The sequence below is a fragment of the Aminobacterium sp. EBM-42 genome (assembly GCF_001896635.1).
GTDB classification, from domain to species: domain Bacteria; phylum Synergistota; class Synergistia; order Synergistales; family Aminobacteriaceae; genus Aminobacterium; species Aminobacterium colombiense.
This window is the reverse complement of record NZ_MPPC01000023.1, coordinates 88,698-104,700: the sequence shown is the minus strand read 5'-3', so window position 1 is coordinate 104,700 and position 16,003 is coordinate 88,698. Positions and strand designations below refer to the sequence as shown.

Sequence of the window (16,003 nt, the reverse complement as noted above, 5' to 3'; positions counted from 1 at the left end):
GCACAAGTTGCTCTATGCTCCCATCGACGAGCGGGGCTGGCCCATCGATGTGCGGGTGGGGCGTCATTCCTCGACCTTCCAGAAGATGCTTGAATTCTATTCACTGGAAGCTCCTGACCGCGCTGTCATTATCTCAGGGGTGCCGGGATATACGGAGGTTATAGAGAACACATTGGGGACATATTTCCATGATCCAAAGCAAGCTCCGCCTGAGAAGGTCTTCTACGATTAGTGAAAAGATAATTGGTTTTCGGAATGGCACCACTACTAAACAAGGAGGGAAAGAGTATGAATTCCAGGATGCTCAGGATAGTAACAACTGTGGTCCTTGCTATTTTCCTCACCAGTACACTGGCGTCTGCATGCACCACCATTATGGTGGGGAAAAAAGCATCTGTTGACGGATCTGTCATGGTAACTCATACGTGCGACGGCTGGTATGATAACCGTGTCAGGGTCATCCCCGGCGAAACTCATAAAGCAGGAGAAATGACTCCTGTCTATAAAGAAATATGCCATGGAACCCGACCAGACAAACCCCTGGTCGAGGTTGGAGAAATTCCTCAGCTCGAAGAAACGTACACCTATTTCCACGTAGGGTATCCCTTCATGAATGAACATCAGCTCATCATAGGCGAAGATACCTGGAGCGGACGGGATGAGAACTTCTGTGACGCTGGCTGGATGATGATCGAGCAGCTTGAGGTCTTCGCACTTCAGCGCGCCAAAACAGCCCGGGAAGCGATCCAGGTTATGGGCGATCTTGCTGAAAAGTACGGCTATGGCGATGGCGGCGAGACTTTGACCGTTATCGACAAAAATGAAGCCTGGATGTTCGATATTTGCGGCCCCGGTCCCCTTTGGACCCCTGAAAGCGGCAAGCCCGGCGCCATATGGGTTGCCCAGCGCGTGCCCGATGATTGTTTCACCGTAACAGCAAACCGTTCCCGAATTGGCGAAATCCACTGGGATGATAAAGAAAACTTCATATATTCTTCCAGTGTAAAAGATTTCGCGAAAGAAATGGGCTGGTGGAAAGAGGGCGAAAAATTTGTTTTCCACAAAATATACAATCCTGTCCCCTATGGGACTCCTTATTACCAGCAGCGCCGCGAGTGGAGAGTCATCAGCCTTCTTGCCCCCTCCCTCAAGATCGAAGAAGATGCGGCTGAAATGTATCCTCTAATGATAAAACCTGACAAGAAGATTTCTGTAAGGGACCTTATGGCTGTGAAGCGGGATTACCTCGAGGGGACTCGCTTTGATCTCACCCAGGGAATGGCAGCCGGCCCCTTCGGAAACCCCAACCGCTACCCAACTCCTAGTAGTGTACGACCAGAAGACAAACAGAACGTTGACTGGACCCGGGCTATATCTATGTTCCGCTGCTCCTACAGCTTCGTAGCTCAAGCACGGGACTGGCTGCCCGATGCTATTGGCGGCATATTGTGGTTCGGAGAAGACGCTCCTCATTCCACAGTGTACATGCCTATTTACGCTGGCGTAACATCCCTACCAAAGAGCATTACTGAGGGGAAACGGGCAGAATTCGATAGGAACTCCGCATGGTGGGCATTCAACTTTGTTTCCAATTGGGCTGATCTCAAGTTCAGCTATATGATCAAGGATATTAAAGAAGCCCAGAAGGCTTACGAAGACGAGTTCTTCATGTACCAGACAGTTGTAGATGAAGAAGCTGCAGCCCTCTACAAAGAGAGTCCTGAAAAGGCCAAGGCCTACCTCACGAAATACACGAACGACAGCATCAACAAGGTGGTTGACGGCTGGTGGAAATTGAGCTGGAAGCTCGTCGGCAAATATTCTGACGGATATATTACCTACCCCGACGGGAAGCAGGATTCTGTAGGATACCCTACAGAGTGGCTTAAGGCTGTTGGTTTCGGAATAGAGGAATCCGAACCCAAGAAATAGGTTTCTACAGATCAAAAAGGGGCTGCAGGAATGTTCAGCAGTCCCTTTTTGATTCCCCAAATATTATTTCGCTAATTTCACTATTACCCCCAAGGGGGTAGGGAAAGGTTCTTCAGGAGAAGGACCTACAGCCTCTCTGGTTTCGTCGAATTCCATTTCATAGAGAAGGCGGCTGATCTCAAGATCCAATGGATCATCGGTTTCGTAGGGAATAGCGAAGCGCAAATACCCAAACTGTTCGGCAAAATAGCTGAAACTCAGATTGCCTTTTTCTTTCATCATGGCCGCAATCAATTTTGCCAAAAACTCCTCGTCATCGAAAAAAGGAGTGGAACTGGCAAGAACAATCGCTTTAAAGCTGCCTAAAAGCATGGACCTGTTCCTGAAATTGCAAAGAGACACCCCTGCCCGAATGGCAAAATCTCCTTCTGTTTGACGGGCTACAAGATCCTCCATGGATTGAGAATAACCGAACACTGCCGTAAATCCTAAAGACAATCCTTTTCCCCGCCCTGGAATGATCATACAATCCCGAAGGAATGGCCCGGCAAAGCCAATGCGTGGGCTGGAGAGGCAAAAAAGTTCACTTCCAAGGGACAAGGAAAGAGATGCCAGAGCAACAAGTTCACCGCTATAAAGATGGTTCACCGATACGGGCCGATAATCCATCCCCATTGGCAGCCACGACGCGATATCCAAATCAAGATTAACGTTCCAGTATGGAAGGTTCTTCATCGTTCACATACCCCCTTCCCGAGAAACAATTTGTATAATATAACGCACTAGCCTTGTCTCCACAAGCGCTGAATTACTGGTCTGCTATACTTAAAAAAATCTTTTGAAATAGGAGGACCTAGATGGCTTACGAATCATCTTTTCTTGAGAAAGAATCTGTTATTCGACTGATTCCGAAGCTATCTTTCCCCGCCATGGCAGGAATGATCGCCCAGGCTCTTTATAATGTCGTGGATGCGATCTTCGTTGGGCGGGGCGTTGGGATGCTGGCCGTTGCCGGAATATCCATCGCTTTCCCCATTCAAATGATCATTATGGCAACAGCTCAAGTTATTGGAGTTGGCAGTGCCTCTATTATCTCACGAAGTCTCGGTGAAAAAAATAGGGACAAAGCAGAAAAAACTTTAGGGAATCTTATGGGCGCAACACTAGTTTTTAGTGCTATAGTGGCAACTCTTGGACTTTATTTTCTGGAACCGGTCCTTCGGATTTTCGGAGCTACAGATGCTATTCTGCCCTTTGCAGCCGCTTATATGAAAATATTGTTTCTGGGATCTGTCTTTTTTGCCTTTTCCATAGCCTGCAACAATGCTGTTCGCGCTGAAGGTAAAGCTTCCTTCGCCATGATAACCATGCTCATTTCCGCAGGGGTTAACATTGTTCTTGATCCCATATTCATCTTCGGGTTTGGAATGGGCATTCAAGGAGCCGCTATTGCTACTGTCATCGCTCAGACATCTTCTGCCCTATGGCTAGGCTGGTATTACATTAGAGGGAAAAGCGAAGTTCCCTTCCTGTTCAAAAACATGCGGCCTAACTATAAGATTCTATACGAAGTGACAGCAATAGGCCTGTCCGCATTCCTCAGACAGGGAGCCGCAAGTATCTCACTGGTGGTCATCAACCGCCAGCTTGTCTTCTGGGGTGGCGATGCTGCCATAGCTGCCATGGGGATACTCCTTCGAATAACCCAGTTTGCTGTCATGCCTGTTTTCGGCCTTGTCCAAGGGCTTCTTCCCATAGTAGGGTACAACTACGGCGCAAGACTTTTTTGCAGGGTTACTACAGCCATGAAGCTTTCTATTGCTATCTCATCAGCCATCTGTACCCTAACGGGATCTCTTCTCTTTTTTGCTCCCCAGCTACTGATCCCTCTATTCACTAACAATCGGGAGGTTCTGCCTCTTGGAATCAGCGCTTCCAGATATATGGCCATCGGCTTTCCCCTTATAGGGTTTCAGGTCATGGCTTCAGGTTTGTACCAGGCCATTGGCAAGACTGTTCCCGCCCTCTTTTTATCCTTGCTTCGGCAAGTATTGATCCTTATCCCCCTCGTTCTTTTCCTTCCGTATTTTTACGGATTGCTTGGGATATGGACAGCTTTTCCCATTTCTGACATACTAGCCGCTATAATAACGCTGGTTCTTTACAGAAAGGATATAAAAAGGCTTTCAACTCTCTGCGCGGAAAAGGCACAGCTGAATAAAGGAGAATAGATTCCATGCTTGAAGCTGCAGTAACATGGCTTGTAATAACAATTGGCAAACTCGGATATTTAGGCATAGTTTGCCTCATGTTCCTTGAGTCTTCCTTTTTTCCCTTCCCCAGTGAAGTCGTAATCCCCCCTGCCGGGTATTTAGCCTTTCTAGGGGAAATGAACCTTTTTCTTGTAATTTTTATGGGAATTCTGGGAAGCATTCTCGGGGCGCTCTTTAATTACTGGATTTCTCTCCGATTTGGACGGCCATTCTTTCAGAAGTATGGACGATATTTCTTTATCAGCGAATCAACCCTGGATAAGGCTGATGGGTTTTTTGCCCAACATGGCCACATCAGCACTCTTATCGGCCGCCTGCTGCCGGGGATACGACAGTATATATCCCTCCCCGCAGGTCTTTCTCGTATGCCCCTTTTTCCTTTTTGCCTTTTCACAGCCATTGGCTCTGGCCTTTGGGTTGCTGTTCTCGCCTTTGTAGGATATTGGGTTGGGAATAATAAAGAGCTAGTCTCCCAATATCTTCATAATGTCACTATTCTGGCTATTATTCTCTGCCTTCTATTGGGGGGGCTTTATGTCTTCCGTGTGAAGCAGAAAAAATCCCGGTAGGCAAGAATACGCCCCAGTACAGGGACTACTCGTCACTTAATGCAAGAGTTGCCACAAGAAGATGAGTATACATCGCAGGAACCTGTTGAACGCTTTGAGCAAAAGCTTCGCCTATACCACGAGCCATTTCATAATATTCTTTATTGCCCGTTCTCTTATTGAAGCGCAACAGATTCATCATGGCAACGGAATTTCCTGAAACCATAACGCCATCTTCCCCACTCCACGGTCTGAAGAAAAGAAGCTCATCTAAGCCCGAGTTCATAAAATATCCGCCCCGTTTCGGGTCGTAAAAAATATCATTCATGGAACGAAGAAGCCTCATCCCTTTCTCACCATAGCCCTCCTCCCCTGTTGCTTCTTCCAGCTCTAAAAGAGCTCTGATGAAGAAGGCATAATCGTTGAGCAACCCCGGAATATGGCCTTTGCCGCCAGCCACAGAGTGGTAAACTTCTTTTTCTTGATAAACAGCCTTTTCCAGAAGAAAATCAACTGCAATTCGGGCAGCTTCTATGAATTGCCTTTCTTCAAAGATCCGCCCAGCAAAGGCCAGGGCCTCAATCATCAAGGCGTTCCAGTCCGTTAGAATCTTTCTGTCACAGTGAGGCCGTACTCGCCTGTTTCTCGCTTCAAAGAGCAGGGCTCGGGATTTTTGTAGGCTTTGATCCAGTTTTTGAAGCTCAATATTATATGTGGCGGCAAGTTCTTCAAGTGAAGCCGAGAGAGCCAGGACATTGCCTTCCCCATGAATGTCATAGGCCTGTAAAAAAAGCTGACGGTCCTCTGAAGGCACCAGCCTGCGGATCTCCTCTTCTGTCCACACATAAAAACGTCCTTCCACTCCTTCACTATCGGCATCCTCCGCTGCAAAGAACACTCCTTCCGGGGATCGCAGGTCTCGCAGAACATAAGCGGCTATTTCAAAGGCTATTTTCTTGTATATATCCCTGCCTGTCATTTCCCAGGCCGCTGTATAGGCCTTGAGAAGAAGAGCCTGATCGTAAAGCATTTTCTCGAAATGGGGAATCTTCCACTCTCTATCTGTAGAATATCGGGCAAATCCGCCTCCCACATGATCCCGTATGCCCCCCACAGCCATACAGTCAAGTGTTTTCTCAACCATTTTGATGGCCTTTTCCTCTTTAAAAATCTTGCCGTATTCAAGTAAGAAAAGAAGAACGGGGGGCATTGGAAACTTTGGAGCTTTCGAAAAACCACCCCACAAAGGATCAAAGTTTCGGCTCAATTCCTGAAAAGCCTTCTTTGCTGAGTTTCTGTCAGGGCATGTCCCCTTTTGATTAGCCATCCCTTTTTCAAGGGCATTCATAATGCTTTCCGCAGACGTAAGCACATCCTCTTTTTGCATCAGCCAGAGCCATTTGACCCGGGGAACCATGTCCATAAGGCCGGGGATCCGGCCCGAAGTTTCTTTAGGGATATAACTTGCGGCAAAGAAAGGTTTCCCATTGGGTGTGAGAAAAAGGTTCAATGGCCAGCCGCCGCTCCCGTTCATAATCAGGCTTACTGCCATACAGACATGGTCAATATCAGGGCGTTCTTCCCTATCGACCTTTATGGAAACGCAGGCATCATTCAGAAGCTGAGCCACTTCTTCATCGCTGAAGCACTCTTTTTCCATCACGTGACACCAATGGCAGGTGGAATATCCTATGCTGAGGAAAATAGGCTTATTTTCTTCCAGTGCCTTTGCAAAAGCCTCTTTACCCCAGGGATGCCAATCTACAGGATTATGGGCATGTTGGAGAAGGTATGGGCTTTTTTCAGTAATTAATCTGTTCTCCTTATTTTTCATCACAACACCTCTATTGGTTCAACAAACGACAAGACTACTGTCAAAATAAGCTCAACGTCACGTATGCGGCAAAAATAGCCGCAAGGACTGACAGAATCAATCCTCCTCGAAACCACGAAAAAAGGGCTGCCGTACCAATGCCCGCTAACGTAGGCATCATCATTTCAGAAGATGATTCTACTATTCCCCTCACAATAAGGACACCGAGGGCCGTGTAGGGAATAGCGAAGAGAATTTTTCTCATAAAAGGGGATACCCTCTTTTCAGAAAGGGCCAAAAAGGGGCACAGCCTGGGAATATAGGTCACCAAAAGCATCCCGGCAATAAGAGGCAAAGAACTTTTCATATCTTATCTCCTTCACAGGAGTCTTTTAAAAGGAAAGGCCCTGCAGTGGAGCCTATGATGATGGCTGTAATAAGTTTCCAGCCATCTGGAAAAAACTTCAAAGCGTCAAGGGCAATATAAGTGAAACCAGATAGGGCAGCGAGAGTAAGGGCTGCCATTGACTTTTTGATTTCTGGCGTAAGTATGGCTGTGAACATGGCATAGAGACCAACTCCAAGGCTGATTTGGACTGTTTCGGGCAAAATTGTTCCCACCACATAGCCTGTCGCTGTTCCCCCTATCCACGCTCCGTGGGAAATTCCATTTAACGCCAGCAAAAATGCAGAGGTAAGCTTGCCCTCTTGCAAAGACGCTACCGAAAATGTTTCATCTGTAATGCCAAAGGCTATAATGGGCAGCCATTTCTTATTTATATTATTGAGACGGGCAGCCAGGGAGGCGCTCATCACCATATGACGCAGATTCAAAAGAAATGTGGCTAAAACAATGTCTCCTGTGGCTATGCCTGCCCTCAGTAGATCAAGAGCCATAAACTGGCTCGCTCCAGCAAACACGAGGATGGAAAAGAGGCAGTTCTCCCCAAAAGGCACCCCTACATTACGGGCTAAAAGCCCAAAGGCCATGCCGATAGGAAAGTATCCTATCACGATAGGGAATCCTGCCTTAAGCCCATCATAAAGGCCTTTTTCTTGTAGTTTGTTCATCTCAAGGAGCCTCTAAAAAAGAGAGAGGATGTCCTCTATTTTGTCGAAGGTGCGCCATGCCCCTGAGATTTCAAGTTCACGAGCTGAGAAATTACCCGTTGTCAAACCTATACCCCGTACTCCTGCGGCCACTGATGTCATCATGTCGAGGTCAGTATCCCCTACATAGAACACTTCTTCGGCTCCTGCGCCTAGAAGTTCCATGCTCTTGTTCAAGATGTCCGGAGCAGGCTTTGGATGTTCCACATCCTGAATGCCTATAATATGCTCAAAAAAAGCATCCAGCTTCTGAGACTCTACTACCGGACGGGCATTCTGACGATTCGATGCCACTGCGAGGCGGATTCCTTTATCACGCAGGGATTCTAAAAGAGGGAACGTGCCAGGGAAGACCCGAATTCCAGCATATTCCTGCTCAACAAAAAAACTTCGGTACTCTGTAAGCCATTCCTCTTTAAACTCACCCCAGAGGTGTAACCATGAATCTCGAATGGGCATCCCTATGGTCTTCAAGACTTCTTCTCTCGTAACATTACGCAACCCATGTTCCCTTGCAAGACGATTCGTGCTATTGGTAATGGCATAGCTGCTGTCTGCCAGGGTCATATCGAAGTCAAAAATAACAGCTTTTACCACGTTCATTCCACCTTACGTTAAAGAATTCTTTTACATAACATAAGAAATCTTTTTGATTTCAGAGCATACTACCCTAACCTAAGGGAAAAATCAAAAATTTTCTTTATCTCTCAGACTTTGTTTACTATTATAGGCTTAAGTTTTCTATAAGGGGGGACTTCTAATGTCATACAAAAAAATAAAACCATTAAGAGCACTTTTTATAGGATTTGGCCATGTGGGCCAGCAAATTGCCAGAATCCTCACCAGAGAAAGGGATAATTTTCCAGGTCTTGCCTCCCTTGACCTCAAGACCATCGCCATTATTGGGAGGTCGAAAGGCAACCTGGTCAATGAAAAAGGAGGAGTGGACCTCCGAAAAGCCCTCGACGAAGTTGAAGAGATGAAAACATTTTCCTCGTCGAACCCTGACAGAAGAGACATTTCCGCACTAGAAGCCGCACGCTCCCTTGACTATGACGTTCTCATCGAGCTTTCCAACCTCTCAATCGAAAACCGGGGGGAACCGGCAATAAGCCATATTCGATCAGCGCTGGAAAGAGGGCGCCATGCTATAACGGCCAACAAGGGACCTGTGGCCTTTGCCTACAGCGAACTCAAGGGTCTTGCGGAAAAAATGGAAACTTCACTCCTTTACGAAACTACAGTTATGGATGGAGCTCCAGTCTTTAACATGGCACGTTGCTGCCTGAAAGGGTGCACTGTCAAAGGAATTGAAGGGATTCTTAATTCTACTACTAATTTTGTTCTTTCCAGGATGGAAGAGGGACAATGCATGGATGATGCCGTAAAAGAAGCTCAGAAGATAGGCATAGCGGAAGCTGATCCAAATTACGATCTGGAAGGATGGGATTCGTCAGCAAAGATCTCAATTCTTGCCAACGCCCTCATGGGAGCATCCATATCCCCCTTCCACGTAGACAGAAAAGGCATTGCTGGTCTGAGCACTGAGGATGTTGAAAAGACTCTGAATTCAGGAAAAAGGCTAAAACTCATCTGCAAGGCCTGGCTCGCGGGGAAGGATGTGAGAGCAAGTGTCAAATTAGAAGAGATTCCTTCGAGACACCATTTTAACCTGGTAATGGGAAGCGGATCTGTAATCACCATCGAAACGGATCTCATGGGACCCATAGTATTAACCCAGCAAAATCCCACTCTTTATGATACTGCCTATGGCGTATTGAGTGATCTTATGACTCTATCGTCCACCATGGAAACCGGTGTTCAAACAGACAGCATTAACTCTTTACTGTAGAATAAGAATGGTCTTAGCGAATTATTCTGGGAGGGTCATCTATGGTAAGTTTGCCCCGTATTGTTCTGTATCAGAGAATCTCAGAACTTGAAAGGGAATTATATACTGATGCTCAAAGGGAACTTTGTACGTTCTTCGTCCCCACAAGTAGAGACAGAAAAATATTGCAAGACTTCCTTCTTCCGAAAAGCACGGCAGGGGACAGTTCTCCTATTATCTGGAGATGGGAAGACCTGACCCGCCACCTTGAAATACTTCTCGCGGCCAGTTGCGAGGGGTTGCGTTTTCGACGCCAGATCGACCCACCCGACCACTGGCTTATCGTTCGATATATTTTACATGGCTTCCTGGATGGACACCCTGAGAAAGAGCAGCTGCCTCCCGGAATTCGTCAGCCCGGATTTATTTCTACCCTGGGGGATCAATTCCGCGAATTGCTTCGAGAGGCTATCTCTCCTGAAATTCTGGGGAGATCCCTCGGCTGCGGCGCTTGCCAAAAAAATAATTGTACAAAAACTGCCGCCCCTGAAGGCATTTTATGCCGGCTGTTTCATCTTTACGTTGAATATCTGGAAACCTGGCATCTTATGGACAGCGCCCAAGTCCCCCTCATAGCCCTTGAGCTTCTTCAGAAAGGAGAGCCATCCCTCCTTCAGTGGATAAGGAGCCGCCGCTTCATATTTGTCGGCTTTCTCAGTTTCAGTTCAAGCCAAATGGCCCTTCTTTCTTATATGTCTTCAATAGGGGTGTCTATCACTTTATATTCTCCCAACACCGGTATCGATGACTTTTACACTACAGTGGACCAATTCCCATCAGCTCTAGTGGAGGGAACCCGATCTTCGGGCCCCTTCAAGGCACTCCGCATAGTAGCTGGCTCACCTCGAATGGAAATGGAGACTCTGGCTCGGGAACTGGTCCTCTGGAAAAACAAGAAGGGCTATCTGTCAGGCCAGGAGATTCTACCTGCCGAAACTCCGTGGCAAAATATTGGCATGGTTTTTGACGCTCCTCTTTTACCTCTCGCAGAAGAGGTACTGCAGCGATATCGCATCCCTTATTCAATAAATGAGGGCCTCACGGTGGGACAAACTGCACTCTGGGATATAGCCCGTCGGATCTGGAATGCCGGTGAACATGGATGGCCTCTCGGAGAAACCTGGGATATCCTTCGCGAACCCTGTCTGGCAGGAAGGGAGATAGCAACTTCACCACCCGCTGATATCTTCACTCTTAATGAGAAAGGGTGGATCGGTTTCTTGGAGCACGTAGCTCCTGAACGAGGGTTAGACTCTTTTAAAAAGATGTGCCTTTTTGTAAAGACCATAAAAAAAGGCGGCACTCCCGTGGAAATACTATCTGCTCTTTATTCCCTGGCTGCAGAAAATCCCTCGTGGGGGAAAGAGCTTTCTCTCTGGGCTATGGACCACCCAGAGTTTGACGAATCTATCCGCCGTCTTCAGGCAGCATTGCGAGAGACAGAACATAAGGTTGAAAGTCTTGGAGAGCTTCAAGACCGTATTGGACCTGCGGGGCAGGTTCGGTTCTCCGGTTCTGAAGCCGTCTCCTTTCTACATCACTGGACATCTATGGCTACTATATGGCTTCCACCGGCAATAAAAGGGGCCCTTTCTCTGTTTATAGGAACTCCTCCAGTTCTTGAAAAAAACTCTCTCTGGATCATGCCAAACATCACTGCTTCCATCTGGCCGGGGAAAATGAGCGAATCCTCCCTTCTTCCCGACAGGCATAAATTGGCGCTGCATGACTTAACAGGTACGGAACGAGGGCACCTCCCCCTTTTAAAAGAAAAAAGAGATCAGAGAGAAGCTCTGTTCAGACGTCTCGTTGCCTGTGGAGAAGACCTGCTTATTCTCTCCTCTCCTTCAACAGATGCCCTAGGAAAACCCCTTCCACCCTCTCCATTCTTAGGAAAAGGGGTTTCTGAGAACTGGATATCCTTCCCTGACGACATGGCTCCTCTGGAGAGGTCACTCAGTCATCTCCTTCCTCAAAACGAAGAAACCATGGTGCAACATGTGGAGATAGGGGAAGACGCTTCGCCCTATGGAGGGATATTACGAGAACTGCCTACGTTCAGAGGTGATGCACCTGAACCATTGAAAGGACATTTGAGCGCTCTGGACGATTATGAAAGTTGCCCCTTCCGCTTCGTCAACTTGAACGTGCTTAAAATAGAAGAGCCAGCCGAACCTGGACTGGATGTACGAAAATGCGGCAGCACCCTTCACCTTCTCTGGGAAAGGGTGTGGCAAGCCTATGAGCAGACGTCTCGCCCTCTTTCTTTATTGGCCCGACAGTATTGGGAAGAAACCCTGGAGGAAAGTTACCCTGAATTGCTGAGAGTTCCCCAACTTGCCAGACATAAGGAGTTACTTTTACAACAAGTGACAGGGCTGGCTGATCTTCAGCAATCCATGGAAAACAACGGCCTGGCAGGGCTCCGGCTTAAACAGTTCAGGGAATTGGATCTGCCTATTCTAATAGTGGACGGGGTTTCTTTCACTGGAAAGGCCGACCGCATTGAATACCTTCATGACGGAAGAATTCTTATTTTTGACTACAAGCTGGGAAAAAGTAACGGACGGAACAAAAGCTTACAGCTGGCGGCCTATGCCCTGGCCCTGCTGGAAGGGAAAGGGAAGAAAACGCACCTTCCGGTAACCGGCGTATCAGGGGGCTTATACCTTTGTCATGGCGATACTTCTGTGGCAGGAGCCATTGAAGGGAAAGACCTCCAGAATATAACCGGGGGGAAAAATGGCCGAAGCAACAATGCTCTGGAAACGCTCTTCCTTGAAGCGCAAGGGGCTCTTGAACGCATGGCTGCAAGTCTGAAGACCGGCGTTTTCCCGCCCTCCTATGGTTCGGAAACCTGTCGCCACTGTTCTCTTAATCTTATGTGCAGAAAAAGCGAACTTGGGGGCCAAGGTGAAAATGACGAAAATGAATAGTGCTTTTACTCAGCTTCTAAAAGAAAGAACTCAGCCAGGCCAATTCAAGGCCATTACTGCTGATGCGCCTCTTGTGGCAGTGAGTGCGGGAGCCGGAACGGGAAAAACCTGGACCCTCGCCTGGCGTTTTATATGGATCCTCGTCACAGGAAGGGCCGACACAAACGAAATCCTTACTCTCACCTTTACAGAAAAGGCTGCTCTGGAAATGGCGGAACGAATAAAAAATCTGCTCTTACAACTCGCCATGGAACTACCGTCCCAAAAGGTTTTTTTTCAAAAGGCGGCAGATCGTATCGATGAGGGATATATTTCTACCATCCACTCTTTTTCTATGAGGGTTTTGAAGGAGTGCGGCCTGGCAACGGAGCTGGATCCGGAATCGGGAACCATTGCTCCTCCCCAAGAAAGTCTCTTCTGGAAAGAAGCGGAAGAGGCCCTTGACCGATGGGATGGAAACTGGTTTGCCAAAAGCTCCTCCCACCTATGGGCCCAGCGGATCGCCAAGCTTTTCTCAGATCCTCTCTTTATGGATAGTGTCAATACTTTCGGACCAAATGCAACAGTGGAACTGGCTAAGAGCTCCCTCGCTCTTTTTGCCAGCCAGGGGCAAACTCCAAAAGACCTATGGCAGTGGGGCTCAGACCTTTTTTCTAGAGATCAGGACGCTGTTGACACAGCCAGATTAACGCTCTTTAGGCGATGGGAAGATGAATGGCATCGCTTTCTTCAACCTGAATCGGGCATCTTTTACAACCTGAACGAGCTGGGAGGGACTGGTAAACTATGCGGCAATGTCAGAAATCTCATAACCCGATGGCAGCAGCAGCCTTCTAAAGAGAATCTGCCGCACTTTATCCAAAGCCTTATAGAGGGGTTAAAGGGTGCCAGTGGAAAACTTGCTAACGAAATAGCCTTTCATCTGAAAGAACCTGTTTCCCAATATCGCAACCGCCTCATAAAAGAAGAACCTTGGATAACTGTCTTCACTCAGGGATTTGATGAAAAGGAACAGGCATATCGAAGCTGTCTTCTTGGTTTTTCCGCCATTCTCTGGCAATTATGGGATGAATTCCGACGAAGAAAGAACCGTCTCTCTTTCGACGACATGATTCGCTATGCCATGGAAGCCCTGGAACACAGTCCTTCATACGCAGAGCGTTTTAAAGAGATCCTTGTGGATGAGTTTCAGGACACCAACCCTCTCCAGGACCGTCTTATCCAGGCAGTACGAAGCCATAGCCAGCGCCTTTTCATTGTAGGGGACCTGAAACAATCAATCTATCGATTTCGCCATGCAGACCTCTCTCTCTTCGGTTCATACATCAAAAAAGCTAAATACGGTCATGGAGACTATATCCTCCTCGACACAAGCTTCAGAAGCAAAGAAATTCTTGTTCATGAGGTAAACGATCTTTTTTCTTCAGTCTGGAAAGATGGTCTAGGGCAGGAATTGCCCCTTCCCTTCGAGTCCCTGGAAGTCCCTCACTATCTTTCTACCCATGAGCTCCGTCAGCAATGTACCGTAGATCCCTTCCTCACCTATCTCGAAGGAGGCAAGGAAGGCGAAAAGATACGTGAAGCACGGCTTCGCCAGATTAGGCGGCTCGCCCTTCTTTTCTCTCAATATTACGAAGAAAAGCGAACAGTCTGGGACAAACAGAAAGAGTGTCTCCGTCCAGTGCAGTGGAAGGACATGGCCATACTTGTGCCATCCCGTACAAGCTGGTTCCCTCTTCTAGAAAAGATATTTTTTGAGGAATTTCAGCTTCCCATATACTTTGAAGGAAGTACAAGCTACTTTTCAAGAAGCGAAATACAGGATCTCATAGCTCTTCTCAACTTCCTTGATGACCCCGGAAAGGAACTGTACCTTATGAGCTTTCTCTCTTCACCCTTATCCTCTCTTTCTCTGGAAGAAGTCAGGGATCTTGCCCTCGATGCACCTAAAGGATACCGCCTCCAGGCTTTTCAGGAAAAATGGCCTCATCTTGCGCGGCAAATAGATGACTGGCGTTTGATGGCCCATTTCCTCGGGCCGTCTGCCGTTCTGGCATCCTTTCTTGAGAAAAGCGACTCCTTCCTTAGAGCTTTCCCGGCGTGGAAAAGACGCGGCGTGGCAGCCAACATGCGAAAAGCTATCGATATGGCCCGAGAGTTTGAGGAAGCTATTGGCACAAGCCTTCCCGGCTGCGCCTCTTATCTGAGGGAGGCCATGGAAAGACAGGAGAAGTTCGCGGAACCCGATGTTTCCAACGAGAAAGAAAACGTCATCAGAGTAATGACCGTCCATGGCTCCAAAGGACTGGAATTCCCGGTGCTGGCTGTTCTCGGTCTCGAAAGAACCAGCAGTGCAGGAGAGAAAGGAAGCCTTATGCCATCCCCCAAAATGGGCGTTGCCCTCAGCCGTATTCCGGGCGAAAGAAACTCTGGGCAAGCTCCCCTGGCCTGGTCCCTCTCACGCCTTTTTGAAGAACAGGAAGAGTATGAGGAGTGGCAGCGTCTTTTTTACGTGGCATGCACCCGAGCTCGAGATAGCCTCATCTTGTGCGGCCATCTTCCATGGAGAAGGGACGGATATTCACCGGGGGATCGTTCTTGGCTGAAAATGCTGCTGTCTTGGAATCCCGAACTGCTTCCATTGACAGACGAACCGGCTGCTAAGGCAGGAGGGCCCAAAGAAGAGAGAGAGCGCTCTCATAAATACAGCAGTGTTCCCCTCCCTTCTTCTGAACATCAGTATCTGGCAAGAATCAGCGCCACATCCTTTGCTCTTTTTCAATACTGCCCATACGCCTACCGCATGAAACACCGGCAGGGCCATGAACTGGTCTGGGAGCAGCCTGGAGAATATCCCTCAGAGGGCGGCGCAGATGTGGGAAGTCTGGTCCACTATCTGCTCTCACAATGGGATTTTGCATCTAAACCTCTTGAGTCTTTCTTTCCTGAAGAGGAGAATTGGGATACTTTCACAGAAACACTGCCGGGGAAACTCAGGGCCGTATGGAAACGCCCTCGAGTACCCTCACATATCTACTCCTGGCTCCTCACTTTTCAGCAAGGAGCCATCGTCGGCAGAATCCTTAAAAATAACCTGACCGTCAAGAAGGAGGTCCCCTTCCGAGCAGATTTAGTCAACGGCCCGACCATGGTTGGAGCCATTGATCTTCTGTGGCACGAAAATGACATGCTGTTTATTCGGGATTTTAAAATAACCACTATTTCCCAGGTTCCAGAAAACCTTTACAGAGACCAGTTAGCCTTTTATGCCCTGGCCATGAAAAAGACCCTTTCTGTGCCGCGAATCTCTCTCGGCTTCTGGCATCTGCGGGAAGGAACAGAAGAACTTCTTTCTTCTTTAGAAAGAGAGGACTGGGATCAGATCGAAGGAGAGGTCAGAAAAATGGCCCGACAGGCCCTATCCGGTCCCTTTAAACCTGTTAAAGGCCGCTGTTCTTTTTGCCCTTTCAAAGGGGAGTGCACATGGCTCCATGCATAGG

11 protein-coding genes and 1 pseudogene are annotated in these 16,003 nt (G+C 47.9%); 7 read left to right on the top strand and 5 right to left on the bottom strand.

Features of this window, described 5'->3' with window-relative positions; translation table 11 throughout:
• Together BUC50_RS06365 and BUC50_RS06360 are read left to right on the top strand one after the other, a co-directional pair.
• Positions 1–232 (top strand): annotated as a pseudogene (locus tag BUC50_RS06365) (succinylglutamate desuccinylase); the annotation flags it as partial.
• Positions 233–288: 56 nt separating this feature from the next.
• Positions 289–1,932 carry a dipeptidase gene (locus tag BUC50_RS06360; RefSeq protein WP_273015071.1) on the top strand — a complete coding sequence of 548 codons (1,644 nt, stop codon included), beginning with the start codon at positions 289–291 and terminating at the stop codon, positions 1,930–1,932.
• A 63-nt stretch (positions 1,933–1,995) separates the two neighbouring features.
• Here BUC50_RS06360 and BUC50_RS06355 read toward each other — a convergent pair whose 3' ends face one another.
• Positions 1,996–2,667 (bottom strand): hypothetical protein, encoded by a 672-nt coding sequence (locus BUC50_RS06355; protein ID WP_213700134.1) that lies wholly within the window; start codon positions 2,665–2,667, stop codon positions 1,996–1,998.
• Between the two features lie 122 nt (positions 2,668–2,789).
• Here BUC50_RS06355 and BUC50_RS06350 point away from each other — a divergent pair, with 122 nt between their 5' ends.
• Positions 2,790–4,163, top strand: coding sequence for an MATE family efflux transporter (locus BUC50_RS06350; RefSeq protein ID WP_273015070.1), 1,374 nt, complete (start codon positions 2,790–2,792; stop codon positions 4,161–4,163).
• A 5-nt stretch (positions 4,164–4,168) separates the two neighbouring features.
• Positions 4,169–4,774: a DedA family protein gene (locus BUC50_RS06345; RefSeq protein ID WP_213700136.1), complete on the top strand. Its 606-nt coding sequence runs from the start codon at positions 4,169–4,171 to the stop codon at positions 4,772–4,774.
• A 25-nt stretch (positions 4,775–4,799) separates the two neighbouring features.
• Here the strand turns inward: BUC50_RS06345 and BUC50_RS06340 are convergent, their stop codons facing one another.
• The 4 genes from BUC50_RS06340 to BUC50_RS06325 are packed head-to-tail and all read right to left on the bottom strand — an operon-like array spanning position 4,800 to position 8,279.
• Entirely contained in the window at positions 4,800–6,587 is a 1,788-nt protein-coding gene (locus BUC50_RS06340) for a thioredoxin domain-containing protein (RefSeq protein ID WP_286677251.1), read from the bottom strand.
• 40 nt (positions 6,588–6,627) lie between these two features.
• Positions 6,628–6,933, bottom strand: coding sequence for an AzlD domain-containing protein (locus tag BUC50_RS06335; RefSeq protein WP_213700138.1), 306 nt, complete (start codon positions 6,931–6,933; stop codon positions 6,628–6,630).
• Complete coding sequence (locus tag BUC50_RS06330) at positions 6,930–7,637, bottom strand: AzlC family ABC transporter permease (protein WP_213700139.1); 708 nt, start codon at positions 7,635–7,637, stop codon at positions 6,930–6,932. Before BUC50_RS06330 ends, BUC50_RS06335 begins: the two co-directional genes overlap by 4 nt.
• A 12-nt stretch (positions 7,638–7,649) precedes the next feature.
• Entirely contained in the window at positions 7,650–8,279 is a 630-nt protein-coding gene (locus tag BUC50_RS06325; RefSeq protein ID WP_273015009.1) for an HAD family hydrolase, read from the bottom strand.
• Between the two features lie 157 nt (positions 8,280–8,436).
• Between BUC50_RS06325 and BUC50_RS06320 the strand changes: the two genes are divergently transcribed.
• From BUC50_RS06320 to BUC50_RS06310, 3 genes are read left to right on the top strand one after another with little or no spacing between them, the layout of a single operon-like run.
• Positions 8,437–9,528, top strand: a complete 1,092-nt coding sequence (locus tag BUC50_RS06320; protein WP_213700140.1) for a homoserine dehydrogenase — start codon at positions 8,437–8,439, stop codon at positions 9,526–9,528.
• 41 nt (positions 9,529–9,569) lie between these two features.
• Positions 9,570–12,503 carry a PD-(D/E)XK nuclease family protein gene (locus BUC50_RS06315; RefSeq protein WP_286677250.1) on the top strand — a complete coding sequence of 978 codons (2,934 nt, stop codon included), beginning with the start codon at positions 9,570–9,572 and terminating at the stop codon, positions 12,501–12,503.
• Positions 12,487–16,002 carry a UvrD-helicase domain-containing protein gene (locus BUC50_RS06310; protein ID WP_041459383.1) on the top strand — a complete coding sequence of 1,172 codons (3,516 nt, stop codon included), beginning with the start codon at positions 12,487–12,489 and terminating at the stop codon, positions 16,000–16,002. The genes BUC50_RS06315 and BUC50_RS06310 overlap by 17 nt, the downstream gene beginning before the upstream one ends.
• Position 16,003: the final 1 nt, after the last annotated feature.

Excerpts from the sequence above, each read along its gene's own strand:
- BUC50_RS06360 (WP_273015071.1), top strand. The coding sequence starts at position 289 with ATGAATTCCAGGATGCTCAGGATAGTAACAACTGTGGTCCTTGCTATT.
- BUC50_RS06355 (WP_213700134.1), bottom strand. The coding sequence starts at position 2,667 with ATGAAGAACCTTCCATACTGGAACGTTAATCTTGATTTGGATATCGCG.
- BUC50_RS06350 (WP_273015070.1), top strand. The coding sequence starts at position 2,790 with ATGGCTTACGAATCATCTTTTCTTGAGAAAGAATCTGTTATTCGACTG.
- BUC50_RS06345 (WP_213700136.1), top strand. The coding sequence starts at position 4,169 with ATGCTTGAAGCTGCAGTAACATGGCTTGTAATAACAATTGGCAAACTC.
- BUC50_RS06340 (WP_286677251.1), bottom strand. The coding sequence starts at position 6,587 with ATGAAAAATAAGGAGAACAGATTAATTACTGAAAAAAGCCCATACCTT.
- BUC50_RS06335 (WP_213700138.1), bottom strand. The coding sequence starts at position 6,933 with ATGAAAAGTTCTTTGCCTCTTATTGCCGGGATGCTTTTGGTGACCTAT.
- BUC50_RS06330 (WP_213700139.1), bottom strand. The coding sequence starts at position 7,637 with ATGAACAAACTACAAGAAAAAGGCCTTTATGATGGGCTTAAGGCAGGA.
- BUC50_RS06325 (WP_273015009.1), bottom strand. The coding sequence starts at position 8,279 with ATGAACGTGGTAAAAGCTGTTATTTTTGACTTCGATATGACCCTGGCA.
- BUC50_RS06320 (WP_213700140.1), top strand. The coding sequence starts at position 8,437 with ATGTCATACAAAAAAATAAAACCATTAAGAGCACTTTTTATAGGATTT.
- BUC50_RS06315 (WP_286677250.1), top strand. The coding sequence starts at position 9,570 with ATGGTAAGTTTGCCCCGTATTGTTCTGTATCAGAGAATCTCAGAACTT.
- BUC50_RS06310 (WP_041459383.1), top strand. The coding sequence starts at position 12,487 with ATGACGAAAATGAATAGTGCTTTTACTCAGCTTCTAAAAGAAAGAACT.